A 26,608-nucleotide genomic window follows, 5' to 3' on the forward strand; every position below is an offset into this window, starting at 1 on the left:
TCAAATCTAGCATGCTTATTCATCATCATCCTATTTATACTAACATATTAGATTTTGAGAAACTGTGAAAAATTACTCACGAATAAATTGACTAAATACATAGTTACCATGTTTTGCCCCTTCCGAGGTTAAATGATAACTATCATTTTCATATTCTAATAGGTCTTTGCTAACTAAATCGTTCAAAGTAGTACCAAATAAATTAACCACAGATATGCCAAATCGCTTTTTAAACGTATGTTCATCAAGGCCCCATTTAGTGCGAAGTGCTAAAAAACAAAAATCCTCTTGGGCCCGCTCTACCGTAATAGTCTCCGTATCGATAATAGGCATAGTATATCGATCAACAGCTTGTATATAAGGCATTACATTACGATTGTTACTGCGGCGTACTCCGTCATAAAAAGAATGAGCACCTGCACCAAAGCCTAAATAATCTACATAGTGCCAATATTTTAAATTATGACGACTATAGGAATTATCCTTACTGAAATTAGAAATTTCATATCGCTCAAAACCTAAATCTTTTAACCCAGCCATCATCATGTCATACATAGATTCATCAATGGTTTCACTAGGAATAGAAATAAGGTTCTTTTCTACTAAATGATATAAATAAGTCCCTACCTCAACTTGAAGTCCATACGTTGAAATATGATTAATCGGTAAATCTTTTACAATATTTAAATTATGCTGAATATCCTCTAAGGTTTGTCGTGGCAAACCATAAATCAAATCAATATTGATATCAGTAAATCCAGCCTCTTTAGCATCGTAAACAGCTTGTTTAGCCTTTTCACCATTATGACTGCGATGCAGCATAGTAAGTGCCTTATCATTAAAGGTTTGAACACCAAAGCTAATACGATTGAAACCAAGTTTAACCAATTTCGTTAAATAATGTAAATCTACTTCTCCAGGATTTGATTCAATAGTCATATGACAATCATCAGTAATTGTAAAAGTGCTTTTAATTTTATCAAGAATCATCTTTAGTTGTTGAATTGACAATTCAGTCGGCGTACCACCACCAAAGTAAATGGTATCAATAGGTCTAGATTTAGATTCTGGGTGTTCTGTAACCCATAGATCTATTTCTTGTACTAATGCATATACATAGGTTTCATAATAATCTTGTAAATTTTGATAAGCTGGAAAATCACAGTACATACATTTCTGTTTACAAAAAGGGATATGGACATACAAGCCCATATCCCCAAGTGTAGACAGATTCAAAGTATTAGAATCTGTTTTCATTATATTAGTCCTCAACCTTGAGAATAGCCATGAATGCTTCTTGTGGAATCTCTACAGATCCTACAGACTTCATGCGTTTCTTACCGGCTTTTTGTTTTTCTAAGAGTTTACGTTTACGAGAAATATCGCCACCATAACACTTCGCTAAAACGTCTTTACGCCAAGCTTTTACAGTTTCACGAGCTACAATCTTCGTACCTACTGCTGCTTGAATAGGAATTTCAAACATTTGACGAGGAATGAGTTCTTTTAATTTTTCCGCTAATGCACGTCCACGTGTAGCAGCACGGTCTTTGTGTACGATAATAGACAAAGCATCTACAGGATCACCATTTAAGAGAATATCCATCTTAACCATTGGAGATTGTTTATAGCCAATCAATTCATAGTCAAGAGATGCATACCCCTTTGTAGCAGATTTTAATTTATCAAAGTAATCGTAAATGATTTCACTTAAAGGTAAGTGATATACAACGGATACACGTGTTTCATCCAAATATTCCATGGATTGATATTCACCGCGTTTATCTTGAGACAATTCCATAATAGTGCCAACAAAATCTTTAGGTACGATTGTAGTAGCCTTTACATAAGGCTCCTCAATGTAGTCGATTTCTGTTGGTGGTGGTAATTTAGCAGGATTGTCCACTTCGAGCATTTCCCCATTTGTCTTGTAAACCTTATAGTTTACAGATGGAGCAGTTGTAATAAGGGATAAGTTATATTCACGTTCCAACCGTTCTTGAATAACATCCATATGTAATAGGCCGAGGAAACCACAACGGAATCCGAAGCCCAATGCCAAAGATGTTTCTGCTTCGTATTCTAAAGCAGCATCATTAAGTTGTAACTTTTCAAGTGCATCCCGAAGATTTTCATAGTCTTTAGAATCTGTTGGATATAAGCCACAATAAACCATAGATACAGCTTTGCGATAGCCAGGTAATGGTTCTGGAGCTGGGTTACTAGCTAATGTTACAGTATCACCAACGTGACAATCAGCTACATTCTTAATGCTAGCCGCAATACAACCTACAGAGCCACAGGGTAACTCCTGAACAGGTACAAGATTTGGTGTAAAGATACCAAGTTCTGTTACATCAAAATCCTTTTTATCATGCATCATACGGATTGTATCTTTTGCTTTAATCGTACCTTCTTTTACACGTACATAAGCAATAGCGCCTTTATACGCATCAAAACGGCTATCAAAAATCAAAGCTCTAGTTGGTTCATCAGATTTATCTGGCGGTGCAGGCACCTTATTTACGATAGCTTCCAAAATATCTGGAATGCCAATACCAGATTTAGCAGAACATAAAACTGCTTCTGATGCATCTAAACCAATAATATCCTCAATTTCATGTTTAACTCGATCAGGATCTGCAGAAGGCAAATCAATTTTGTTAATAACAGGAATGATTTCAAGATCATGTTCTAAAGCGAGATACACATTTGCCAACGTTTGTGCCTCTACACCTTGTGCAGCATCTACTACGAGTAATGCGCCTTCACAAGCTGCAAGAGAACGAGATACTTCATAGCTGAAATCCACATGGCCCGGAGTATCAATAAGGTTCAATGTATACTCTTCACCATCTTGTGCTTTATACAAAATGCGAACAGATTGGGCTTTAATGGTAATGCCCCTTTCCCGTTCTAAATCCATAGAGTCTAGAACTTGGGCTTCCATTTCGCGTTTTTGTAATGTGCCAGTATATTCAATTAATCTATCGGCAATGGTAGATTTACCATGGTCAATATGAGCTATAATACAGAAGTTTCTAATCTTTTTCGTTGACATATTATGTGAACAAGTTCAAAGAACTTGTTTTCTCCTTTCTAACATACGCGATCGATAACAGCACCTCCTAATAATTGAGTGCCATTATAAAAGGCTACGGACTGACCTGGTGTAATAGCCCGTTGTGGTTCTTCGAAGATAACTTCCATCGTATCATCATCTAAGATACGTGCAGTACAAGGTGAAGGGTTCGCAGCATAGCGAATTTTACCTTCTGCTTTTAATTCTTTATGAATTGTATCATCTAAGAAGTTATAGAACTTACAAATCATACGATTTGTAAAGAGTCGTTCATTAGGACCTACGATAACCTCATTGCGTTCACCATTAAAGCCAATAACATATAATGGGTGCTTGTATGCGATACCAAGGCCCTTACGTTGGCCAATAGTGTAGTTAAATAAGCCATTATGCTTACCTAATACTTCACCATCTTCAGTAACGATATTACCAGATTTAGGTTTATCCTTCATTTCTTCTACCACGAGCTTTTGATAGTTCCCGTGAGGTAAGAAACAAATATCTACACTATCTGGTTTTTTAGCTACTGGTAAATCATATTCAGCAGCTAATTTACGTGTTTCGGTCTTACATTGACCACCTAGTGGGAACATAAGATGACTCAAGATGCGTTGGTTCATATTATACATAACATAACTTTGATCTTTTGTAGGATCTACGCCTTTATGTAACTCATATAAACCTGTTTCTTCATTATAATTAACTTGTGCATAGTGACCAGTGACCATATGTGTAGCACCAAGTTCAAGTGCACGATTAAGCATCAAATCAAACTTGATATTTTTGTTACAGAATACACAAGGATTTGGTGTACGACCATAGGCATATTCTTTTACAAAGTAATCTACCACATTATCGTAGAATACATCGCGAGCATCGATAACGTGATGCTCGATACCAAGAAAATCACACATCTTCTTAGCATCTGTTACAGCGAGGGGAACTGAATCATAAGGTGTACCACTCACCCACAGCCACAGGGTAATACCAAAAACTTTATAGCCTTGTTTTAGTAGCATTGCAGCAGTTAAAGAACTGTCTACGCCACCACTCATAGCTACAGCGATAACTTTTTCCATACTTTCTCCTTTTAATGATCTCTTGATCATAAAACTAATCAGGGTGAAAGCCTGACGTGTAAAAAACACTAGTTCGGTGTAAAAGTCCGAGTAGTATTGCTATGAAATTATAGCAACTTATATTATAGCCTAGAACTAGGTATATTGAAAAGATTTGAAACAAAAAGAATCCCTTTCTCAGAGAGAAAGAGATTCTAACTGTTATCTATGTTTTAATATTTCTTCTGCAGCACCTAAAATGCCAAGCATGGAATGTTCAAACACAAGACCACCTTGCATAAAAATCGTATACGGTGGACGAACAGGACCATCTGCACTTAATTCAATGGAGGAGCCTTGTACAAAGGTACCACCAGCCATGATAATTTTATCTTCATAACCAGGCATATCGCCAGGGATTGGATGTACATGAGCATCTACAGGAGAATAGGCTTGCATACCTACACAGAAGTGCTCCATTTCTTCCCCATTTTTTAGATTGATGGCTTGGATCAAGTCATAGCGATCAGCATTTACCTTAGGGAATACATCATAGCCTAACAATTCACCTACCGCAGCCGTATATACGGCCCCTTTAAGTGCTTGCAATACTACGTGAGGTGCCATAAATAAACCTTGGAAAAACAAGCGATAACCAGGAGCATAGGAGCCCATATGATCGCCAAGTCCTGGAGCAGTAAGTTGATAGGCTGCATCTTCTACAAGGTCTTCTCTACCAACAATATAACCGCCAGTTGGCGCCAAACCACCCCCTGCATTTTTAATGAGAGAGCCCGCCATAATATCGGCACCAGCTTCTAATGGTTCTTGTAACTCTGTAAATTCGCCATAGCAATTATCTACAAAACAAATGGTGTTAGGATTTTTAGCTTTTACAGCATCTACAATGATCTTAATATCGGCAATAGATAATGGTTCACGCGTACTATAGCCGCGAGAACGTTGAATGACCACTACCCGCGTATTATCATTCACAGCATTAGCGATAGCCTCCACATCATAGGTATTATCTTTTAAAGGCACCTCAGTATAGATAAACCCTTTTTCTACTAAGGAACCACGTACTTCACGAGCAGCACCAATTACGGATTGCATTGTATCGTAAGGAGCCCCAACGGCATAGATAAATTCTTTACCTTTAGAACCATTCCCCATTAAGGAAATCAACGTTGTTGCTAGTGCGTGTGTACCAGATACGAAATGAGGACGAACGATGGCTTTTTCACCTTTAAATACATAGGCAAATACTTCATCTAATTTTTCACGGCCCACATCGTTATATCCATATCCAGTAGTACCTGTGAAGTGATAATCAGATACTTGGCATTCTTTAAAGGCTTCTAATACTTTTTTTGTATTAGCCAAAGCAATAGGTTCAAATTTCTTAAATTCTGGTTCAGCCATCTCAAGGGCTTTACTACGTATTTCTTCTAATGTCATGCTAATCCTTCTCTACGGATTAAATCCATAGCTTTATTAAATATAAAATCTTTAGATGTATCGTTATCAATATGTATCCATTCAATATATGGCATACGTTTATACCAAGTAATTTGGCGCTTTGCAAAATGGCGAGTATTCTTCTTGATTAAATCACGACATTCATCAAGGGTAATACGGCCATTCATATATTCTACAACCTCTTTATAACCAATGCCTTTAAAAGCTTGGCAATCTGGATTTACTCCAGATTTGAGAAGTTGCTCTACTTCTTCAATCAAACCTATATCAAACATCATATCAACGCGTAAATTAATGCGTTCATATAACTTATCACGGTCTCTCATAAGACCTATAACAGGTCCTTTATAAGATACACCATCTTTTGTTTGATTACGTAATGAATCTACATCACCATGATGCAATATCTCAATAGCTCGATATAAACGATGTTTATCACTATATTGAATTTCTATGTTATGTGCTTTTCCCAATGTGAAAGCATAGTCTCGTAAGCCTTCAATACCTTTTGTATTATAAAGCTCATCAAGTTTTGCTCGTAAATTTTCATCAGGCTTAACATCATTAAAGTTATAGTTCTCCAATAATGATTGAACATACAGTCCTGTGCCACCAGATAAAATAGGAAGAATATTCTGATCTTTTAAACTAGCGATAATCTCTTTCGCTTGGTCTTGAAAAATAGATACCGAATATGAATCATTTGATTCTAGTATATCAATGAGATGATGTTTTACCCGATTAAGTTCATCCATCGATGGTTTAGCGGTACCAATATTGAGTTGTTTATATACTTGGTAAGCATCACCAGAAATAACCTCAGCATTAAGTTGTTCAGCTAATTCCAAGGTAAGATCAGTTTTGCCTACCGCCGTAGGTCCAACGATGGTAATTAAGGGATTCACAATAACTCCTTCATATATACACCATAGCCTATGCGGCTATACTTTCCCCCCACCCATTGATGAGGTGGATACTTTTGAAAGACCGAACTAAAGGGTCGTTCTTTTATAATAACACCATATCTAGCAACGCGCATAGCTTGCGACATAATTATATCATCAATATGACTTTCTACAGTATGACCACGAAGAGGTTTGAATTGAGGACTATCCTCTACAGGTACTTCAAACATGGGATCAAAATAAATAATATCAACACTATTACCCGGTATGTTTGGTAAATAGTTTTCAAAGGTATCATGATGGACCTGAATACGACGTAACGCATTTGTTACACTATCCTCACTATGAATATAATGAGCCAATCCATAGGAAGTAGCAAGCCATATAGGAAACGAACCTTCTAATCCTTGTATTTGTGCATTAGGAAAAGCATAACTAACAATTATGCTATCACTAGCTAAGCCTATAGTAGAGTCGAGAAATTTAAACTGCTGTCCATCAAATATGCCTTTTTTATCCAGAATAGTTTGAACAGCATTAACTAGATGATCTCCTTCACCACGTTCTATACGTAATATACGTAGTTGTGCCATAGAAAGATGAAAGCTATGTTGTTTGTTTTCAGGAAAGTGGATGGTTAAACCAGAGCCTGAAAGAACTGCAATATATTCACATTGATGTTCTCTAAATAATGCCGGTATAGATGATTTTCCACGTTTTATATAGGTCATATGCATAGAGGAAGCCAATGCCTTGGCTTCCTCCTGAATGGCCTCATTAGATTTTTGAGATGTAGTTAAAATATTCATATTAAGACCGTAAGAATAATTTACCTAATTCATCAGGTGTAAATTTAATAATTGTTGGTCGACCATGAGGACATACATAGGGCTTTTCAGTACTAAATAAATCCTCAATTAAGGTAGTCATTTGATACATGTTTAAATTATGACCGGCCTTGATGGCCCCTCTACAAGATGCATAGGCTAGCATTTCATGACGCAACTGAGCCTTTGTAGGTTGTTGGTGGTCATGTAAGTAAGAAAATACATATTGGAGAATTTCAAACGCCTTAGATTCTACTAAATCTACAGGAGCGCCTACAAGTTTTATCTTTGTAGGACCACCTAATTCGACATCAAATCCAAGATCCAGTAATATTTCTCGTTCTTCCTCAACTAAATTCATTTCATCATCTGTGGCCTCACTATATTGAGGTACTAGTATAGATTGCATAGGAATTGCTTCAGAGGACTTACAAAGCTTATCATAACGTACACGTTCATGCGCCGCATGTTGATCTATAATATAGAGATCATCACCCTTTTTAGCCAAAATATAACAAGAAGCAACTTGTCCCATAGGTAAGAATCCAGAATTTTGAATCGTACGTTCTTCTGTATTATCTTCCCGAATATCGTGAGCTAAGGACTTAAATCTTTCTACATCCTCTTTCGTATAACTAGTATATTCGGTAGGGACAGCATCAAAACTTTCATCTGTAAAGGAAGACTGTTCATACGTCGTCTTTGGCGCAGGTGGTGTGTAGCCCTTAGTTTTAAGATTCTCCACAAACTGCGCAGTTTCACTGCGCATGACTTCATACCCTTTTGTACGTCGTCCACCAAAAACCTTATCATAATCTACCGCTGTTGCTATATGCTCAGCAGACTGCATTTTATCTTCTACCACAGAAGGTGTTCGATACGAATCATACGTACTATTGTCAGCGAAAGATGAACTACTATTACTATCCCTATTGTTACTATTGAAGTCAATTCCATTAGTGACTGTACCATTTATATAAGAGGATGATTCTCGTTCATAACGCTCATGAAGGGGATTATTTAAGGCATTCAAAATACCATGGTAAACTGCTTTAAATATAATCTTATCGTCAGAAAATTTTACTTCACTCTTGCGAGGATGCACATTAATATCAACCATCTCAGCAGGAACAGTAATATTTAGGACTACTAAAGGATGACCATTTTTCGGCAATAATGCGTGATATGCATTGTCAATAGCCTTCATTATGGTTTTATCAGAAATAACCCGGTTATTAACGATAATAGTCTGCCAAATTCTCGTACTTTTTAGAAGTGTAGGTTTACTCACCACACCGTCGATATAGATAGAGTCACTTTCATAAGCAACAGTGAAAATATCATCCTTAGTTTTATAGCCATATAAGGCCGCTACAGTATCACCAATATTGCCATTTCCAGGCGTAATAATAGCCACTCGATCATCGATGATGAGCTTAAAGGAAATGTGTGGATTACTAAGGGCTAATTTCCCCACAATATCTTGAATCTTAGACGATTCTGTACGTTCTGTTTTCAAGAATTTACGACGAGCTGGCGTATTATAGAACAAATCTCTAATCTCAATTGTTGTGCCGGGTGCAGCACCGTAAGGAATACAATCGGTAAAAGTACCACCGTCTACGGTAATACGAGTCCCTAAATCAGAATCTGCTTTGCGTGTAGTCAAGGAAAAATGAGATACAGAGGCAATACTAGCTAATGCTTCACCACGGAAGCCGAGGGATGCAATATCAAATAAATCCTCTACATGTTGAATTTTAGATGTTGCATGTCGTAGGATTGCTAACCGCGCATCCTCTTCAGTCATACCAATGCCATTATCGGTAATGCGCATATACGCCACACCACCATCTCCAATTTCTACCTCTATATTAGTAGCAGAAGCATCGATAGAGTTTTCAATGAGCTCTTTAATGACTGATGCGGGGCGCTCAACGACTTCACCAGCAGCTATCTTATTGATTGTGGTTTCATCCAATACATGAATGGTAGCCATTATTTCCCGCCTCCTTTACGAGCCTCCTCTTGTAGTTCATATAATTTATTTAATGCTTCAATAGGTGTCATGCTCATTACATCCACTTCCAGTAAGCTATCAACTACTGAATGAGTAAATAAGTTACCTAGTGGAGAATCACTCGCTTGTTTAGTGGTTGGTTTAACCACATTAGTAGGTTGACCGCCAATCACACGATTATTTAAATCACTAGCATCATGACTTTGATCTTCCAAGGATTCCAAAATTACTTCTGCTCGTTTTAATACAGAATTCGGTAAGCCTGCCAATCTAGCTACATGAATACCATAGCTACGGTCTGCACCACCTCTAATAATACGGCGCAAGAAGGCCACATCCTTACCTTTTTCTTTTACTGCTACAGTATAATTTTTTAATTTACTATAGCTTTCTTCTAAACAGATTAACTCATGGTAATGTGTAGCAAATAATGTTTTGCCATGAATATGCTTGCAAATATGCTCTACTACAGCTTGGGCGATACTCAATCCATCAAAGGTACTCGTACCACGACCAATTTCGTCGAGAATAATCAAGCTATTGTGTGTGGCATTTTCTAATATATATGCTACCTCTTTCATTTCTACCATGAACGTACTTTGACCAGTAGAAATATCATCACTTGCACCTACGCGCGTAAAGATACGATCTACAGATGAAATAGATGCCTCCCGAGCAGGAATGAAAGATCCGATTTGAGCCATAATCATTAAAATTGCCGCTTGACGCATATACGTTGATTTACCGGCCATGTTAGGTCCTGTAATGAGCAAGAACTCCTCATCATCATGATTTAAAACGATATCATTCGGTACAAAGACCTCACGTTTTAAGAATTTTTCAATAACAGGATGACGACCATCGCGAATATTAATTTGTCCATTCATTACAATGGTAGGACAAATATAATTCTCTTCATAGCCTACAAGTGCTAAGGAAGCTAATACATCAAGCTCAGCAAGAGCACGAGCTGTCTCTTGTACATCTTTTATAACGAGTTTAATATCATTTCGTAATTGTTGATATAGTTCATGTTCTAATGCGATTATCTTGTCTTTAGCACTGAGAATTTTGATTTCAAACTCTTTTAATTCCGGTGTAATATAACGCTCTGCATTGGCTAAGGTTTGTTTTCGAATGAAATAATCCGGTACTTGTTCAGATTTACTATGAGATACTTCGAAATAGTAACCAAACACTTTATTATAGCCAGTTTTAATTTTAGATAAACCGGTAGCCTCTTTAATATCAGCTTCCATCTTGGCTAACCATTGTTCGCTATTCGTAGCCAATGAACGTAGTTCATCTAAATCCGGATTAAAACCATCTTTAATAACTCGACCCTCTTTTAATGTCAGTGCAGGCTGATCAGCAATAGCACGACATAATAGATCATATATATCTTTATGATCTTGAATACGATCATTGATAGAAGTTAATGATAAACTGGCACATGTACTTAATACATTTTTAATATCTGGTAAAACAGCTAATGATTCACGAAGTGCTGTTAAGTCCCTTGGGGACACAGATCCAGTTTCTACACGCCCTACAATACGCTCAAAATCATAAATGCAATCCAGTAAGCTACGGATATGGGAACGTTCTGCACCACGTGTAATCAGTTCTGCTACAGCGGCTTGTCTACGCTGAATTTGATTAACATCCGTCAATGGACTTTCGAGCCATTGTTTTAATAGACGTGCACCCATTGGTGTCAACGTACGATCAAGTACATCAAGTAATGTACCTTTTTGACCACCATCACGTAAGTTATGAGTAATCTCTAAATGACGCAAAGAAGATGTATCTAAAATCAAACGATTTCCGACACTCAATTGATGAACATAGTTAATGTGAGAAATTTCAGACTTAATGCTATCCTCTAAATATAAGAGCATATAGCCCAAAGCTTCCCATACATCCTCTTCCATGAGACCTAGATCACCAAAGTGAGTAACAGCCTTTTCCGCTACTTCGCGCTGTGTATGATATGTACTAAATGGAGATAATACAATATTACTGAATTGATTATCCATAAAGTCTTTTATATCTTGCGGTAATACTGTTCCCTCAGGCAATATAATTTCACTTGGACGATACATGCTGAGAGCATCAAACATATCGCTTCGTTTTTCACAATCAGTAATGCGATGCCAAATAACTTCCCCTGTAGATACATCAGAAAATACAAGTATCCATGCATCTTTTACCATATAAAATAACGATAAAAAGTTATTTGACCGTGCATCATTACCATTTTCAGTCATTACAGTCCCTGGTGTAATGACCTTAATAACGTCACGCTTAACGATGCCCTTAACTGCTTTAGGGTCTTCTAATTGTTCACAAATAGCAACCTTATAGCCTTTTTTTACCAAAGTTTCTATATAGCTTTCAGCAGCATGAAAAGGAACGCCACACATCGGTGTGCGTTCCTCATCTCCTGTTGGGCGACCGGTTAAGGTTATATTAAGTTCACGAGATGCAATTAATGCATCATCATTAAATAATTCATAAAAGTCACCTAATCGAAAGAACAGTAATTCTTCAGAATATCTAGATTTAATATCTAAATACTGCTCCATCATAGGTGTTTGCTTTTTTGCCATACTTACCCCTTTTGTATTGTACCGTAGCAAACCCAAGTTTGTGCTTTATCAATATATGCAGGTACAGTTTCGCCAATTGCTAAAGAATCGTCTTTCGGGAATAATACCATTTTATTGCCCGATGTCCGACCAAACCACATATCTTCATCGCGAGGACTTGGCCCCTCAACAATAATATCGAACACTTGTCCTTCCATAGGTTTATTTAACTCATAAGAGATTTCGTTTTGCACATCCATCAATGTTTGCAAACGTACACGCTTAACCTCTTCAGGAATTTGATCATCCATAGTCGCTGCTGGCGTACCAGAACGTTTGGAATAGATGAAAGTATACGCCATATCATAACGTACGTCTTTCAATAATTGTAATGTAGCTTGGAAATCTTCCTCTGTTTCCCCAGGAAAACCGACAATAATATCTGTAGTAACAACTACATCTTTAATTTTCTCACGACAGTAAGAAAGTAATTCTTTATAATGCTCCACTGTATAATGTCGGTTCATTTTCTTCAAGATACGGTCCGAACCAGATTGAATCGGTAAATGTAAATGAGTAACAATATTAGAAGATCGACCAAGGGCATCTATCATAGATTTAGTCATATCTTGAGGATGACTCGTCATATAACGGATCCGTTCTATGCCAGGAATGCCATCTAAAGCATCTATGAGTGTCCCAAAATCGGTACCATCTTTAAAATCTAAGCCATAAGAGTTTACATTTTGCCCCAATAAAGTGATCTCTTTAAACCCTTTTGCACCTAGTTCAGTCACTTCTTTTACGATGGACTCTACAGGACGGCTAATCTCTCTACCGCGAACGTGCGGAACGATACAATAGGTACAAAACTTGTTACAACCATTCATAATTGGTACCCAAGCATAGAATGTACCATTTGGCTTTGCTTCTAATTCAGGAAGTACAGTGTTATCCATATCTACACTAATTTGATGCGTATGTCCACGCTGTACTTCTTCAATCATTTCATTAATATGTTGAATATTATGAGTACCTAAGACAATATCGATATGAGGAGCGCGTTTAAACATTTCAGCTTGATTCTTCTGTGCCATGCATCCTGTAACAGCAAGAATTAAGTTTTTATTTTTTCTCTTCAGTCTCATTAGCTCACCTATGCGGCCATAGACTTTTGTTTCTGCATTCTCACGTACTGCACAAGTATTTAATAAAATTAAATCTGCAGTTTCTACGTCCTCTGTAGGTGTATAGCCAACAGATTCTAACTGATGCGATAAGCGCTCAGAATCAGCAGTATTCATTTGACAACCATAGGTGTAAATATAATAAGACTTCATTCTAACTCCTATACTTTAACAATCTTACGTTTTGTTTCTATAATATTTTTAACTTTTATGGACATCCGTTCAATAGACATGCCAGTAATATATTCGATTTCATTACGAACAGACTTTTGCACCTGTTGCATTAATGATTTAACAGGATAACCATGTTCAATAACAACAGCCATATCTACGACTAGACCATTTTGGCCTTTATCGCTTTTTTTGAAAGAAATAACACTTGATTCATCAACACCGACAACTTTTTTTAAGCCATTGCGAATCAATTTAATAATTACATCATCATCAAAGGTGAGTCGTCCATAATAGCTGAAAGCAGGGCGTACTACTGAACGTTCAAAGCCTTCTGACCCAATTTGCCCCAATGTATCTTGGTCTTGTTTTTTTAATGTACGTCGACGCCACATAGTTTTGATTGGATCAATTAAGTACCCTCTAAAATGAGGTTTCAATTCCATCGTTGGAACTGGAATAATATGTTTACCTTCTTTTAGACGAGCATGTTGTGCCTTTTCAATCTCTTTAGGTGTAGCAACGTCCTCAATGCGAATATATCGATCAGGATCTTGCAAGCCTAATGCTTTCGTAATTTTCTTAACCATATTATCGGATGTACCAATAATCATAAGTTTATTAGGATTGATTTTATCTAATTGCTCACGTACTGATTTTACTTGTACTTCATCTTGGAAAATGGCACGACGAACAGCTTTTAATCGGCTAGATTCCTTTTTAGCAGAAAAACCAGCTACAATCTTATTATCGTGAATTAAAATACCATCATCGATAATACATTCAATATTGTTTTCATGAGCAACTACGAGCGCACGATGGCTTTTACCAGTGCCACTACTACCTACAAATGCAACGACTTCCATAGTCAACCTCATTATTTATAACAAACTAATAAATTCTGATACATCATGTCCAGATACTAAATAATCACCAAATTTATCTGGTTCTTTTCCTGGAATTCCATGATAATCAGAACCACCTGTAATAAACAAGTTATGTTCTGTAGCTAATGCTTTATATCGTTTCACATCATCATCATTATGTTTAGTATGGTAGACCTCCATACCATCAAAATCATAAGCTAACATTTCCACCACATACTCATCACTAGTTACCAACTTGGGATGAGCCATAACGGCAAGGCCTCCAGCTTTATGAATTATGTCTATAATATATGGTACCTCAACCTTAACCTTAGGCACATAGCAAGGACTGTTCTTACGTAGAATTCCTCTAAAGACTTCATTAACATCCTTAGCATATCCACCATCAATTAAAAGTTTACCAATATGTGGACGTCCATAAGCTTTAGTATCAGGAAATTGTTTGATTAATTCTTCTTTTGTAATATGATATCCTTCGCTATTACAGCGTCTTATCATTTCATCAACACGTTCTTCACGTTTTCCTTTAAAGAACGTAATAAAATCATTTAACTCTTTATTATTTTCATCAAAACAATAGCCTAAAATGTGAATAGACTTATCTTTATAATCAGCACTAAATTCACAGCCGTTTATAATTTTAATCGTTTTATTAGGATCTAAATCTTGTTGAGCAGTACGCAATACTTTTATGCCATCAATTTCATCATGATCAGTTAAAGCCATCATAGACACATTACAATCTAAGGCATGACGCAATAATGCCTTTGGTGTTTCAATACCATCGGAATAAACGGAATGCATATGAAAATCTACAAGCATAGAGCACCTCCCATTACAAATATCCTATCTTTTAATTATGACTGATTTAGTCTATTAATTCAAGTTTAGAAAGAAAAATTGCGACCCTAATGAGTATTCACTAGAATCGCAATTTAATTATAAATCTTGAAGCAATTCAGTAACCTTAGTTGCTACAGAACCAATGGCACATGTAATGGCCTCTCCAGACTTACGAATTTGAATTTCTACTTCATTATTTTCAAGTGTATTTTTACTTACTGTAATACGAAGTGGATAACCAATTAAATCAGCATCCTTAAATTTTACACCAGCTCGATCTTTACGGTCATCAAGTAACACATCTACACCTGCATTTTGTAATGCAGTGTAAATAGTTTGACTTGTGGACATCAATGCTTCGTCTTTAGCATTAATAGGTACGATAACAGCTTCAAATGGAGCAATAGAACGTGGCCAGATGATACCATTTTCATCATGGTATTGCTCAATAGCAGCAGCTAATGTACGGGATACACCGATACCATAGCACCCCATAATCATTGGATTAGGACGACCATTTTGGTCTAAGAATGTAGCTTGTAATGCTTCAGAATATTTTGTGCCTAATTTAAATACTTGACCAACTTCAATACCTTTAGCATGTTCCAAGGCACCACCACAAGTTGGGCAAACATCGTCATCTGTAATTAAACGAATTGGTGCAACAATAATATCTTCTACATTAAAGTCACGTTTAGGGTTGATATTAACATAGTGCGCATCTTTTTTATTGGCACCGCCACAAACATTGTAAGTTTCCATAACAGATTCATCTACAACAATAGCAAACTCCTCTGTTTGTTTTAATCCTACTGGGCTGATAAAGCCTGCTGTTAAGCCAACTTTTTCTAATTCTTCAGGTGTAGCCATTTCTGGCTCTACAGAACCAAGTACAGCATGTTGTACTGCCACTTCATTTACTTCATGATCGCCACGAACAATTGCTAACACAACTTTACCATCAATGGAGAATACTACAGCTTTAATCGTTTTCTCTAGTGGTAAATTTAACATATCTGCAACGGCTTCAATAGTGCTTGCATTTGGAGTATCTACAACGGATAACTCTTGAAGAGCTTCTTCTGCTTGTTTCATGATGCCCGGCTTACCGATTTCGATATTAGCAGCATAATCGCATTTAGTGCAATATACGATATCAGCTTCACCTGCTTCAGCAATAGCCATAAACTCGTGAGTACCGCTACCACCAATAGCACCACTATCAGCTTCTACAGGACGGAATGTAAGACCACAACGCGTAAAAATACGTGTATATGCATCATACATAGATTTATAAGATTCGTCTAAACCAGCTTCATCTACATCAAAAGAATATGCATCTTTCATAATAAATTCGCGACTACGCATCAAACCATAACGTGGACGACGTTCATCACGGAATTTACTTTGGATTTGATATAAATTTACTGGTAATTGACGATAGGAGTTAATCTCATTTTTTACAAGAGTTGTAATCATCTCTTCATGAGTTGGCCCCAAGCAGAATTCATTATCATGACGATCATTGATACGCATCATTTCTGCGCCATATGCATTCCAACGGCCAGACTCTTTCCAAATTTCTGCAGGTTGTAAGATAGGCATCATGATTTCTTGAGCACTAGCACGATCCATTTCTTCACGTACAATGGCTTCAATTTTTTTGATACTTCTCCACCCCAATGGCAAAAAGCTATATAAACCATTTGCAGTTTTGCGCATAAAACCTGCGCGAAGCATAAGCTGTTGGCTAACTACATCAGCGTCAGATGGAACCTCCCGCAATGTAGGTGCATATAATTTAGTGGCTAACATAAAGACTCCTCATTTAAGTTTTCTAAATATTGATCAATTTCTCTAAATAATGTATCTACTAATTCAGCTTCTGGTACAGTCTTGATAACTTCACCCTTTCGGAAAACAATACCCTGACCATTACCACCAGCAATACCAAAATCAGCTTCACGAGCCTCACCAGGCCCATTTACAACACATCCCATAACAGCAACTTTAATCGGTGCTTTAATAGATGCTAAGCGCTCCTCTACAATTCCCGCCATGTCAAATAGATTGACTTGGCATCGGCCACATGTAGGGCAGGAAATCATTGTAGCACCAAAGTTGCGTAATCCCAAGTTACTTAAAATACTTCGGCCTACTTCTATTTCATGTATTGGATCACCCGTTAAAGATACCCGTAATGTATCACCAATGCCGTCTAATAATAAAGCACCAATGCCCATAGCAGACTTGATGGTACCTTGTTTTATCGTCCCAGCCTCAGTAACACCTAAATGCAAAGGATAAGGAATCTTATCGGATAACTTACGATAGGCTTCTACCATTAAAGGAACTTCCGTTGCTTTAATGGATAATTTCATTTGGCGATAGTCGAGCTTTTCAAGAATTCGCACATGTTCTAATGCAGTCTCTACCATGCCATCTGCTGTAGGATGGCCACCATGAGCATCGAGGATATGCTTAGGTAAAGAACCAGCATTGACACCTATACGAATTGGGATTTGTTTAGGTTTAGCTTTTTCAATAACAGCTAACACTTTATCCTCTCCACCAATATTTCCCGGGTTAATACGCAATCCATCAACATTATTCTCAATAGCTTCTAAAGCTAATTTATAGTCGAAATGAATATCAGCAATTAAAGGAATATCGATACCAGCACGAACTGCTTTTAAAGCTTTTGCAGATGCCATTGTAGGTACTGCAACACGTACTAATTCACAACCAGCCTCAGCTAAGCGATTTATTTCAGCAATAGCCTTTTCCGTGTGAACCGGATCAGTGGTAATCATTGATTGAATGCTTACCGGTGCATAATCACCTATTTTAACTGTACCTACATAGATACCATTTGTTGGTTTACGTACAATCATTGTAATCTCCCATCTATCTTATAGTAATCGGAATATATCCTGAGTTGTTACATATAAGAATAATGCTACCATCAAAGCAACACCAACCATTTGAATATACATAAGTGCCTTAGCAGGTAACTTACGACCTGTGATAGCTTCAGCCAAAATAATAATTAAATGACCACCATCTAATACAGGTAATGGCAAAAGATTAATAACCCCTAAGTTAATACTTAAAAATGCTGCAAAACCTAATAGTGGCGCAAAGCCAGATTGTGCAATAGTACCAGCCATTTGTGAAATCCCTACAGGGCCAGATAGCTCTGCTGCCTGTGTGCCTCGAATCATATCATATAAGCCACTTAACATAGCAACAATTGTTTGACCTGTGCGAGTAACGGCTAAACTAAAAGATTCTCCAATACTATAAGTTTCTCGAGTATAACTAGGATAAATACCAATTTTAGGACTATCCTGTTCCATTTTTGGAATCACTGTAGTTTCTACAGTTTCCCCTTCTCTATCTACTACAACAGTAACACCATGATTGGCAGTACCTTGTAGGCTAGGACGGATTTCATCCCATGTAGAAATCTTTTTACCATCGATGGTAAGAATTCTATCGTTAGATTGTAAATGTGCCTGTTCAGCGGCGCTACCTGGGATGATATTACCAATAACAGGATCATTTGTATACGTGAGATTACCTACTGTTGCATTGAGACCAAAGAATAAAACTATGGCCAATAAAAAGTTAAATACAGCACCTGCAGAAATAACAATAAATTTCTTCCATGCAGGTTTAGTATAAAATGAACGCTCATTAAGAGGCTCGTCAGGTGTCATACCTGCAATACGATTAAATCCACCAAGAGGAATGATACGAATCGAGTATAAAGTTTCCCCTCTTTGAACCTTGAATATGGCAGGTCCAAAACCAATGGCAAATTCGTCTACTTGCATACCTGACATTTTTGCTGTAATAAAATGGCCTAATTCATGAATAAACACGATTAAACCAAATACAAATATTGTGGCTAATGCCGTTGTCATATATACTCCTATACCATCAATGATGTGGCCTTTTCTCGAGCCCATCTATCAATAGCTAATAAATTGTCTAATGTAAAGTCATCTTCATGTCCCATAGATTCAAGGACTGATGTAACGACTTTATAAATATCACCAAAGGCGATTTTATCATCTAAAAATGCATAAACTGCAGTTTCATTTGCAGCATTAAACACAGCTGGTTTAAAACCGCTTGATCGGCCCACTTCATAAGCAAGACGAAGAGCCGGAAAATCATCATATCGAGGTGGCAAGAATTCTAATTGTAAAACCTTTGAAAAATCTAAGTGATTCATATGTAAAGTTTCACGTTTAGGATATGTCAAAGCATACTGAATAGGCTCCCTCATATCAGGATTACCCATTTGAGCTAAGATAGCCCCGTCTTTCATTCGTATCATTGAATGAACAATGCTTTGTGGATGTACCACTACGTCAATATGATCAAAATCAAAACCAAATAGCCAATGAGCTTCAATTACTTCTAACCCTTTATTAAATAGAGATGCAGAGTCAATCGTAATCTTGTTGCCCATATTCCAAGTTGGATGTCGTAAGCAGTCTGCAGCTGTAGCAGTTTGAATTTTATCAGAGTCCCAAGTGCGTAAAGGGCCACCAGAAGCAGTAACAATTAAGGAATCAACATTCTCGCGATTTTGCCCTTCTAAACACTGGAATATTGCGCTATGTTCACTATCAATAGGTAGAATTTGTACGCCATACTCCTTAGCCAAAGATGTAATCAATGGTCCACCAGCAACTAATGTTTCCTTATTAGCTAGACCAATAGTCTTACGTTTCTTTATAGCCTCTACAGTAGGTTCAATACCTGCAGCACCAACAATAGCAGTTACAACCATTGTTGCTTCTTGAATTGTAGCAGCAGCTATGAGTGCTTCCTTACCGCCCACAAGTTTTGTAGGACCTGTATAGCGTCCTTGTAGTTCTTTAAAAGCACTTTCATCAACTAGACCGGCTATTAATGGCTGATATTCTTTAATCTGTTTTTCTAAGAGGTCAATATTATGATGTGCCACTAAGGCAACCACCTTGAATTGATCTGGATGTTGAGACACTACATCTAGTGTCTGTGTACCGATTGAGCCAGTACTGCCAATAATACTTAGGTATTTCATAAGCTTACCTCTATTAGATTAGAACGAGAATAGTAATATATAAATCAATGTAATAGGTGCCGTAAATAATAAGCTATCAAACCGATCCAATACACCGCCATGACCTGGTAATAAAGTACCAGAATCTTTCACATTACATAATCGCTTAATCTTTGATTCAAATAAATCACCTAATGGTGCAAGTATACCGCTAATCATACCAACATGAATACCCATCCACCATGGAATACCCACGATATACGAAAATACAGCACCTGTAATAATGCAGCCAATAAAGCCACCAATAAAACCTTCTAAAGTTTTATTAGGACTAATGGATGGAACAATTTTATGTTTACCAAAAGCACGACCCGCAAAGTACGCAAAAGTATCACTAGCCCATGTAGTAAACAATACTAGCCAAAGAGTAATTGTTCCCCAATTATATAATTCAAATGGCATTGATAAAGACATGTAAATTGAGTCATGACGAATCATGAGCAATGAAATCATGCCAATACCAACATATAATAAACCAAATACACTAAAAGAAACGCTAGCTAAAGAGTATTTATTTTCACCAAATGTACATAACATATAATTGGCTGATAAACTCAATACTAATATAGCTATTGTTAAAATATACTGATGACATGCAAAGGCAATCATCAATAATAAAATACTAATATAACCCCATAAAATGGACATTCGTACATGTTTAGCCTTGCCGAGCAAAACAAACTCACGCCATCCCAATAGAGCTAATAATGTAATAAGAACATCATACACAGATCCGCCTAATGTAATGGCCCATAAGGCAATAATAAAACCTATAACAGCGGTTATAACACGTGTTTTTAACATTTTTTATTCCTCATCGCGTAAGCCACCAAATCGGCGTTCTCGTTTTTGATATGCTGCAACAGCCTCTAATAATGTTTCTTTAGTGAAATCCGGCCAATGTAAATCAGTAAACCAGAATTCAGCATAAGCTAGCTGCCACAATAAAAAGTTACTAATTCTAAAATCACTACTTGGACGAATTAATAAGTCTACGTCACTAAACTCCTTAGTGAAAAGTTGAGAACTAACATAGTCTTCTGTAATATCGTCTGTAGTAATAGATCCATCTACAACAGAATTGGTGATGTTGCGGATAGTCCTAACTATTTCATCACGCCCACCATAGTTAATAGCTAACTGTAAAGTAAGACCTGTATTATTCTGAGTTAACAGTTCTGCATCTCGAATGATTTGTTGTAACTCCTCTGAAAGAGCGCCAATATATCCAATAAATCGAATGCGAACATTATGTTCATGCATATACTTAACATTATTGTTTAAGTATTCTTTGATGAGAGCCATAAGTAAAGAAACTTCCTGTTCAGGACGTTTCCAGTTCTCTGTGGAGAAACCATATACCGTAAGAGCTCTAATTCCAATATCGTCAGCAGCGATAACGATCTGCTTTAATACGTCTGCCCCTGCACGGTGACCCATAGATCGTGGCATCCCTCTTCGTTTAGCCCAACGACCATTGCCATCCATAATAATAGCAACATGTTTTGGTATCGCATTACTATCAATATCAGGCGTATCAGATGGTTTACGGTTAAATAATTTCTTTAGCATAGTCTACCTCGATAGAATTTCCGAAGTCGCTGGCAATCATTGGTCTATACACTAGTATATGTAAACACTCATCAACCTTGGTAATACGTGCTACATAAAGTCCTTTATCGGCAATATCAAAAAAGCGATTAAAGGATCCCCCAATCATTACCTTAAAAGGAATATGGGCAGCCTGCAAACGAGACTTTGCAAGCTGCCATGGCATTCCAATAAGGCTATTAGAATCTAACATTATACTTCTAATACGTCCTTTTCTTTTACTGCTTTTAACTCATCAATCTGCTTAATTTTAGCATCTGTAAGTTTTTGGATTTGATCTAAACCGTCTTTAGCATCATCTTCAGTAATTGTTTTAGCTTTTTCTTCTTTTTTCAATGCATCATTTACATCACGACGAATATTACGTACTGCAACTTTAGCATCTTCAGCTTTTTTATGAACAACCTTAACGATTTCTTTACGGCGCTCCTCAGTTAATTGAGGAATAGTTAAACGAATTTGAGCACCATCATTACCTGGGTTTAAACCAAGATCGGATTGTAAAATTGCCTTTTCAATGGCACCAATCATAGTTTTATCCCAAGGTGCAATTACGATCATACGAGGCTCAGGTACAGAGATATTCGCAACTTGGTTAATTGGAGAAGGGCTACCATAATAATCAACCATTACTTTATCAAGCAATGCTACACTAGCACGGCCTGTACGAATAGATGCGAATTCATGTTTTAAAGCCTCAATAGACTTATTCATGCGTTCTTCTGCTTGTTGTAACAGTTCTTTAATTTCCATTTGAATTATTCTCCTCGAACAATGGTACCAATTTCTTCACCTTTAGCGGCTTTTGTAATGTTACCCGGAATGTCCATGCTAAATACGATAATAGGAATATTATTATCTTTACATAAAGTTGTGGATGTTGCATCCATAACCTTTAATTCTTTTGTAATGATATCATTATATGTTAATTCATCAAATTTAACGGCATTAGGATTCGTTTTAGGATCGGAATCATATACACCGTCAGCAAATTTCTTCGCCATCAGAATTGCATCTGCTTCAATTTCAGCAGCGCGTAATGCAGCAGTCGTATCTGTAGAGAAATATGGTTTACCAAGACCAGCACCGAAGATTACGATACGTTTTTTCTCTAAGTGACGAATGGCACGACGACGAATATAAGGTTCTGCAATTTCTTGCATTTCGATAGCAGTTTGAACGCGAGTATCTACGCCTGCTTGTTCTAATGCATCTTGCAATGCTAAGGAGTTCATTACTGTTGCTAGCATACCCATATAGTCAGCTGTAGCACGATCCATACCTTGGTTACTACCAGCTAACCCTCTCCACAAGTTACCGCCACCAACAACAATTGCGATTTCTAAATCGGTGGATTTTGCTAAAGCCGCAATTTCTTTTGCAAATTCTTCAACAACATCAGGGTTAATACCAAAACCTTGTTCACCCGCTAATGCTTCACCACTTAACTTCAAAACAATACGTCTAAAGTTTCTCTTTGCCATGTGTTTACTCCTCTATTGCAAAATAAGAGAACACTGTACGGTGTTCTCTTATTATATCTTAATTATTTACCAACAGATGCCATTACTTCAGCTACGAAGTCATCTTGGCGTTTTTCAATGCCTTCACCCAAACCGTAGCGAACAAAACGACGTACGTTGATGTTTTCACCGATTTTTGCAATATTTTCATTAATGATATCAGTAACGGTTTTGTCACCATCTTTAATGAACGCTTGTTCTAATAGGCAATTTTCTTTATAGAATTTTTCAATACGGCCATTAACCATTTTTTCCAAAACAGCTTCAGGTTTTGGTTTACGACCTGCTTTAACGTCTTCTTCAGCTTCTGCTTTAGCTTGTTCCAACAATACTTGTTTTTCATGTTCGATTACTTCAGCAGGAACTTCTTCACGATTTAAGTATGTAGGATTAACAGCTGCGATTTGCATAGCGATATCGCGTGCCAAGTTTTGGAAATCATCAGTTTTAGCAACGAAATCAGTTTCACAGTTAACTTCTACCAATACGCCGATACGACCACCAGCATGGATGTAAGATTGTACAACACCTTCAGCTGCGATACGACCAGCTTTTTTAGCTGCAGCAGCTAAACCTTTTTCACGAAGAAGGTCAACCGCTTTTTCGATATTACCGTCAGTTTCAACCAATGCTTTTTTAGCGTCCATCATACCTGCGCCAGTCATGTCGCGCAATTCTTTTACCAAAGCAGCAGTAATTGCCATTATTTTATTCCTCCTAGTACTAATTAAGGTAAGGATATAGTCCTTACCCTAATTATATATGTTATAGATTTATCTTTCAAATGCTAATCAGAAATGATTAAGTAGCTTAACAGAATTATTCTGCAGCTTCAGCACCGTCTAAGGATTCGCCTTGACGACCTTCAAGAACAGCGTCAGCCATTTTACCAGCCAATAATTTTACAGCGCGGATAGCGTCATCATTTGCTGGGATTGGGAATTCTACTTCATCAGGGTCACAGTTAGTGTCAACTGTTGCAACAACTGGAATACCCAATTTTTTAGCTTCTGCAATAGCGATTTTTTCTTTTTTAGGATCAACTACGAAAAGAGCACCTGGCATTTTAGGCATATCTTTGATACCGCCAAGGTATTTTTCCAATTTTTCCATTTCATGACGAAGACCGATAACTTCTTTTTTAGGCAATACTTCGAAAGTACCATCTTCTGCCATAGCTTCCAATTGTTTTAAACGTTTAATACGAGTTTCAATTGTTTTAAAGTTAGTCAACATACCGCCCAACCAACGTTCGTTAACGAAGAACATGTTAGCACGGATAGCTTCTTCTTTAATAGCTTCTTGAGCTTGTTTTTTAGTACCTACGAACAAGATTACTTCGCCTTGGGAAGCAACTTCGCGTAAGAAAGAGTAAGCTTCTTCTACTTTTTTAACTGTTTTAGACAAGTCAATGATATAAATACCATTGCGTTCAGTGAAGATGAATTTCGCCATTTTAGGGTTCCATCTTCTAGTCTGATGACCAAAGTGTACACCAGCCTCTAATAATTGTTTCATTGATACTACTGCCATTGTGGCACCTCCTGTTAATTAACCTCCGCCGCTTCATCCTTCGGGTCACCCAAAATTAGGCACAGTACCGAAGTCCACCGACGTGCATATTTTTCATACTTGATAATTTTAACAAAAATTTATGGTAAAAGCAAGCAAGGAGTGAGGATTTCTTTAAGAATTCCTCACTCCTTAAATTTATAAAATCTATAGAGTTTACAATATGGATTAGTTACTATATATATCAGTACTTTATCAAAAATAATATTAATTATTTCTAATAGCTTCAATCATATGTGCTCGGTCATCAGCACCAAATACAGCAGATCCTGCTACTAAAACAGTAGCACCTGCTCTTTTAATTGGGACACATGTAATATCATTAATGCCACCATCTACTTCAATAACTGCCGTTGTATTATCTACTTCCTCTAGTAGCATTTTAGCTTGCTTAACTTTTTTAATAGCATTTGGAATAAAAGATTGCCCACCAAAGCCAGGATTTACAGACATAATTAAAATCATGTCTAGGTCAGCAGCCACATCCTCTAACAAGGACACTGGTGTACCCGGATTAAGTGCAACCCCTGCTTTCATGCCACATTGTTTAATATGCTGGATTAAACGATGCATATGTGGCACAGTTTCTTGATGAAATGTAAAATACTCTACACCAATCTTTGCAAATTCTTCTACATAGTCACCAGGATTTGTAACCATTAAGTGAACATCAAATGGTAATTGTGTATAAGGACGGATTGCTTTCACGATAGGTGCACCAAATGTTAAGTTTGGTACAAAATGACCATCCATAATATCAATATGCAATAAATCAGCTCCAGCTAATTCAATAGATTTTATTTCTTCACTTAATGTTGCAAAATTTGCAGAGAGCATAGATGGTGCAATTTTAATCATTTTAAAACCTCTTTCGTTGACTTTCTATGTCATTACGTATAGACATATATGCATCATATCGTCCTTGATGAATATGGCCTGCATCTAAAGCATCTTTTATGCCACAAATAGGTTCATGTTCATGATAACAAGGATTAAATTTACATGTATCAACATAATTACTAAATTCAGGGAATAACGTGGGTAACCGTTCTAATGAAACATCGTTAAACTCAATCGCACTAAATCCAGGTGTATCCATAATAAAAGAATCTGAATCCAAACTATATAAAGAAGCATGACGAGTGGTATGTTTACCGCGCTTTATTTTGTCACTAACCTCCCCCGTTTGGAATGCAAACTTAGGATCAACAGCATTTAATAGACTACTTTTACCAACACCAGAAGGGCCTGCAAAGGCAGTTACCTTATGCTCTAACACATGACGTAACTTATCAATACCTGTCATATTATATGTAGATGTCATCAATACTTCATAGCCGATAGATTTATAAAGCTTTACCATGGCTTCTGTATCTGGATCCATCAAATCACATTTGTTAATACATAATACAATCGGGATATCTGCATGTTCAATCATGACAAGCATTTTATTTAGTAAAAGCTCATTAATATCTGGTTCATGAGCAGCTACAACCAATACAACTTGATCAATATTAGCTACTGCAGGTCTAACCATGGAATTATGACGATCGAGGATGGATTCAACGAATCCATCCTCAGAAATCGTAACACGATCACCGACAAGTAAACTATAGCGACCTTTCTTTAATCTACCTCGAACTTTACATTCATGAACAGTACTTGCATCATCTTGTACATAAAAGTAACCATTCATATTTTTGACAACAATACCTGTAATCATAATT

24 protein-coding genes are annotated in these 26,608 nt (G+C 37.0%); all 24 read right to left on the reverse strand.

Translation table 11 applies throughout. From position 1 onward, the window contains the following. Positions 1-72: 72 nt before the first annotated feature. On the reverse strand, positions 73-1,257 hold the full coding sequence (gene hemW, locus ACSV5T_RS02045) for a radical SAM family heme chaperone HemW (protein WP_438320163.1): 1,185 nt from the start codon (positions 1,255-1,257) through the stop codon (positions 73-75). Between the two features lie 4 nt (positions 1,258-1,261). Further along, positions 1,262-3,061 carry a translation elongation factor 4 gene (lepA, locus tag ACSV5T_RS02050; RefSeq protein WP_005386704.1) on the reverse strand — a complete coding sequence of 600 codons (1,800 nt, stop codon included), beginning with the start codon at positions 3,059-3,061 and terminating at the stop codon, positions 1,262-1,264. 38 nt (positions 3,062-3,099) lie between these two features. Then, entirely contained in the window at positions 3,100-4,161 is a 1,062-nt protein-coding gene (mnmA, locus tag ACSV5T_RS02055) for a tRNA 2-thiouridine(34) synthase MnmA (protein WP_039969211.1), read from the reverse strand. Positions 4,162-4,362: 201 nt separating this feature from the next. Further along, entirely contained in the window at positions 4,363-5,601 is a 1,239-nt protein-coding gene (locus ACSV5T_RS02060; protein ID WP_438320164.1) for an aminotransferase class I/II-fold pyridoxal phosphate-dependent enzyme, read from the reverse strand. Next, positions 5,598-6,527 (reverse strand): tRNA (adenosine(37)-N6)-dimethylallyltransferase MiaA, encoded by a 930-nt coding sequence (gene miaA / locus ACSV5T_RS02065; protein WP_438320165.1) that lies wholly within the window; start codon positions 6,525-6,527, stop codon positions 5,598-5,600. The genes ACSV5T_RS02060 and miaA overlap by 4 nt, the downstream gene beginning before the upstream one ends. Then, positions 6,524-7,336, reverse strand: a complete 813-nt coding sequence (locus tag ACSV5T_RS02070) for a class I SAM-dependent methyltransferase (RefSeq protein WP_438320166.1) — start codon at positions 7,334-7,336, stop codon at positions 6,524-6,526. Before ACSV5T_RS02070 ends, miaA begins: the two co-directional genes overlap by 4 nt. 1 nt (position 7,337) lies before the next feature. Further along, positions 7,338-9,353 carry a DNA mismatch repair endonuclease MutL gene (mutL, locus tag ACSV5T_RS02075; RefSeq protein ID WP_438320167.1) on the reverse strand — a complete coding sequence of 672 codons (2,016 nt, stop codon included), beginning with the start codon at positions 9,351-9,353 and terminating at the stop codon, positions 7,338-7,340. Further along, on the reverse strand, positions 9,353-11,986 hold the full coding sequence (gene mutS, locus ACSV5T_RS02080) for a DNA mismatch repair protein MutS (protein WP_438320168.1): 2,634 nt from the start codon (positions 11,984-11,986) through the stop codon (positions 9,353-9,355). The genes mutL and mutS overlap by 1 nt, the downstream gene beginning before the upstream one ends. Positions 11,987-11,988: 2 nt before the next feature. After that, on the reverse strand, positions 11,989-13,305 hold the full coding sequence (gene miaB / locus ACSV5T_RS02085; RefSeq protein WP_438320169.1) for a tRNA (N6-isopentenyl adenosine(37)-C2)-methylthiotransferase MiaB: 1,317 nt from the start codon (positions 13,303-13,305) through the stop codon (positions 11,989-11,991). An 8-nt stretch (positions 13,306-13,313) separates the two neighbouring features. Beyond that, positions 13,314-14,189, reverse strand: a complete 876-nt coding sequence (locus ACSV5T_RS02090) for an Asp23/Gls24 family envelope stress response protein (RefSeq protein ID WP_129822993.1) — start codon at positions 14,187-14,189, stop codon at positions 13,314-13,316. A 15-nt stretch (positions 14,190-14,204) separates the two neighbouring features. Further along, entirely contained in the window at positions 14,205-15,032 is an 828-nt protein-coding gene (locus ACSV5T_RS02095; protein WP_438320170.1) for a PHP domain-containing protein, read from the reverse strand. Between the two features lie 117 nt (positions 15,033-15,149). Beyond that, entirely contained in the window at positions 15,150-16,868 is a 1,719-nt protein-coding gene (locus tag ACSV5T_RS02100; RefSeq protein WP_438320171.1) for a proline--tRNA ligase, read from the reverse strand. Beyond that, positions 16,862-17,947, reverse strand: a complete 1,086-nt coding sequence (ispG, locus tag ACSV5T_RS02105; RefSeq protein WP_105085573.1) for a flavodoxin-dependent (E)-4-hydroxy-3-methylbut-2-enyl-diphosphate synthase — start codon at positions 17,945-17,947, stop codon at positions 16,862-16,864. Before ispG ends, ACSV5T_RS02100 begins: the two co-directional genes overlap by 7 nt. A gap of 18 nt (positions 17,948-17,965) precedes the next feature. Continuing rightward, positions 17,966-18,982, reverse strand: a complete 1,017-nt coding sequence (rseP, locus tag ACSV5T_RS02110) for an RIP metalloprotease RseP (RefSeq protein WP_438320172.1) — start codon at positions 18,980-18,982, stop codon at positions 17,966-17,968. Positions 18,983-18,990: 8 nt separating this feature from the next. Continuing rightward, positions 18,991-20,136 (reverse strand): 1-deoxy-D-xylulose-5-phosphate reductoisomerase, encoded by a 1,146-nt coding sequence (locus tag ACSV5T_RS02115; RefSeq protein WP_438320173.1) that lies wholly within the window; start codon positions 20,134-20,136, stop codon positions 18,991-18,993. Positions 20,137-20,154: 18 nt separating this feature from the next. Beyond that, positions 20,155-20,979, reverse strand: coding sequence for a phosphatidate cytidylyltransferase (locus ACSV5T_RS02120; RefSeq protein WP_438320174.1), 825 nt, complete (start codon positions 20,977-20,979; stop codon positions 20,155-20,157). Positions 20,980-20,982: 3 nt separating this feature from the next. After that, complete coding sequence (locus tag ACSV5T_RS02125) at positions 20,983-21,747, reverse strand: isoprenyl transferase (protein WP_303940410.1); 765 nt, start codon at positions 21,745-21,747, stop codon at positions 20,983-20,985. Continuing rightward, on the reverse strand, positions 21,728-21,979 hold the full coding sequence (locus ACSV5T_RS02130; RefSeq protein ID WP_105085568.1) for a hypothetical protein: 252 nt from the start codon (positions 21,977-21,979) through the stop codon (positions 21,728-21,730). Before ACSV5T_RS02130 ends, ACSV5T_RS02125 begins: the two co-directional genes overlap by 20 nt. Further along, entirely contained in the window at positions 21,979-22,539 is a 561-nt protein-coding gene (gene frr / locus ACSV5T_RS02135) for a ribosome recycling factor (protein ID WP_005386731.1), read from the reverse strand. The genes ACSV5T_RS02130 and frr overlap by 1 nt, the downstream gene beginning before the upstream one ends. A gap of 5 nt (positions 22,540-22,544) precedes the next feature. Next, positions 22,545-23,270 (reverse strand): UMP kinase, encoded by a 726-nt coding sequence (pyrH, locus tag ACSV5T_RS02140; RefSeq protein ID WP_024066541.1) that lies wholly within the window; start codon positions 23,268-23,270, stop codon positions 22,545-22,547. A 62-nt stretch (positions 23,271-23,332) separates the two neighbouring features. Continuing rightward, on the reverse strand, positions 23,333-24,013 hold the full coding sequence (gene tsf, locus ACSV5T_RS02145; protein WP_105085567.1) for a translation elongation factor Ts: 681 nt from the start codon (positions 24,011-24,013) through the stop codon (positions 23,333-23,335). A 115-nt stretch (positions 24,014-24,128) separates the two neighbouring features. Beyond that, complete coding sequence (gene rpsB / locus ACSV5T_RS02150) at positions 24,129-24,842, reverse strand: 30S ribosomal protein S2 (RefSeq protein WP_060924643.1); 714 nt, start codon at positions 24,840-24,842, stop codon at positions 24,129-24,131. A 246-nt stretch (positions 24,843-25,088) separates the two neighbouring features. Beyond that, positions 25,089-25,739: a ribulose-phosphate 3-epimerase gene (gene rpe / locus ACSV5T_RS02155; protein WP_438320175.1), complete on the reverse strand. Its 651-nt coding sequence runs from the start codon at positions 25,737-25,739 to the stop codon at positions 25,089-25,091. Position 25,740: 1 nt separating this feature from the next. Continuing rightward, on the reverse strand, positions 25,741-26,604 hold the full coding sequence (rsgA, locus tag ACSV5T_RS02160) for a ribosome small subunit-dependent GTPase A (protein ID WP_438320176.1): 864 nt from the start codon (positions 26,602-26,604) through the stop codon (positions 25,741-25,743). Positions 26,605-26,608 lie beyond the last annotated feature (4 nt).

Source organism: Veillonella sp. ZSJB6, assembly GCF_051549505.1.
In the GTDB taxonomy this organism is placed as follows: Bacteria; Bacillota; Negativicutes; order Veillonellales; family Veillonellaceae; genus Veillonella.

Excerpts from the sequence above, each read along its gene's own strand:
- ACSV5T_RS02115 (WP_438320173.1), bottom strand. The coding sequence starts at position 20,136 with ATGAAATACCTAAGTATTATTGGCAGTACTGGCTCAATCGGTACACAG.
- ACSV5T_RS02090 (WP_129822993.1), bottom strand. The coding sequence starts at position 14,189 with ATGGAAGTCGTTGCATTTGTAGGTAGTAGTGGCACTGGTAAAAGCCAT.
- pyrH (WP_024066541.1), bottom strand. The coding sequence starts at position 23,270 with ATGGCAAAGAGAAACTTTAGACGTATTGTTTTGAAGTTAAGTGGTGAA.
- frr (WP_005386731.1), bottom strand. The coding sequence starts at position 22,539 with ATGGAAATTAAAGAACTGTTACAACAAGCAGAAGAACGCATGAATAAG.
- tsf (WP_105085567.1), bottom strand. The coding sequence starts at position 24,013 with ATGGCAATTACTGCTGCTTTGGTAAAAGAATTGCGCGACATGACTGGC.
- mutL (WP_438320167.1), bottom strand. The coding sequence starts at position 9,353 with ATGGCTACCATTCATGTATTGGATGAAACCACAATCAATAAGATAGCT.
- rpe (WP_438320175.1), bottom strand. The coding sequence starts at position 25,739 with ATGATTAAAATTGCACCATCTATGCTCTCTGCAAATTTTGCAACATTA.
- lepA (WP_005386704.1), bottom strand. The coding sequence starts at position 3,061 with ATGTCAACGAAAAAGATTAGAAACTTCTGTATTATAGCTCATATTGAC.
- ACSV5T_RS02125 (WP_303940410.1), bottom strand. The coding sequence starts at position 21,747 with ATGCTAAAGAAATTATTTAACCGTAAACCATCTGATACGCCTGATATT.
- ACSV5T_RS02100 (WP_438320171.1), bottom strand. The coding sequence starts at position 16,868 with ATGTTAGCCACTAAATTATATGCACCTACATTGCGGGAGGTTCCATCT.
- hemW (WP_438320163.1), bottom strand. The coding sequence starts at position 1,257 with ATGAAAACAGATTCTAATACTTTGAATCTGTCTACACTTGGGGATATG.
- rsgA (WP_438320176.1), bottom strand. The coding sequence starts at position 26,604 with ATGATTACAGGTATTGTTGTCAAAAATATGAATGGTTACTTTTATGTA.
- ACSV5T_RS02120 (WP_438320174.1), bottom strand. The coding sequence starts at position 20,979 with ATGTTAAAAACACGTGTTATAACCGCTGTTATAGGTTTTATTATTGCC.
- mutS (WP_438320168.1), bottom strand. The coding sequence starts at position 11,986 with ATGGCAAAAAAGCAAACACCTATGATGGAGCAGTATTTAGATATTAAA.
- ACSV5T_RS02095 (WP_438320170.1), bottom strand. The coding sequence starts at position 15,032 with ATGCTTGTAGATTTTCATATGCATTCCGTTTATTCCGATGGTATTGAA.
- miaB (WP_438320169.1), bottom strand. The coding sequence starts at position 13,305 with ATGAAGTCTTATTATATTTACACCTATGGTTGTCAAATGAATACTGCT.
- rseP (WP_438320172.1), bottom strand. The coding sequence starts at position 18,982 with ATGACAACGGCATTAGCCACAATATTTGTATTTGGTTTAATCGTGTTT.
- ACSV5T_RS02130 (WP_105085568.1), bottom strand. The coding sequence starts at position 21,979 with ATGTTAGATTCTAATAGCCTTATTGGAATGCCATGGCAGCTTGCAAAG.
- ACSV5T_RS02060 (WP_438320164.1), bottom strand. The coding sequence starts at position 5,601 with ATGACATTAGAAGAAATACGTAGTAAAGCCCTTGAGATGGCTGAACCA.
- ACSV5T_RS02070 (WP_438320166.1), bottom strand. The coding sequence starts at position 7,336 with ATGAATATTTTAACTACATCTCAAAAATCTAATGAGGCCATTCAGGAG.
- ispG (WP_105085573.1), bottom strand. The coding sequence starts at position 17,947 with ATGATTGTACGTAAACCAACAAATGGTATCTATGTAGGTACAGTTAAA.
- rpsB (WP_060924643.1), bottom strand. The coding sequence starts at position 24,842 with ATGGCAGTAGTATCAATGAAACAATTATTAGAGGCTGGTGTACACTTT.
- mnmA (WP_039969211.1), bottom strand. The coding sequence starts at position 4,161 with ATGGAAAAAGTTATCGCTGTAGCTATGAGTGGTGGCGTAGACAGTTCT.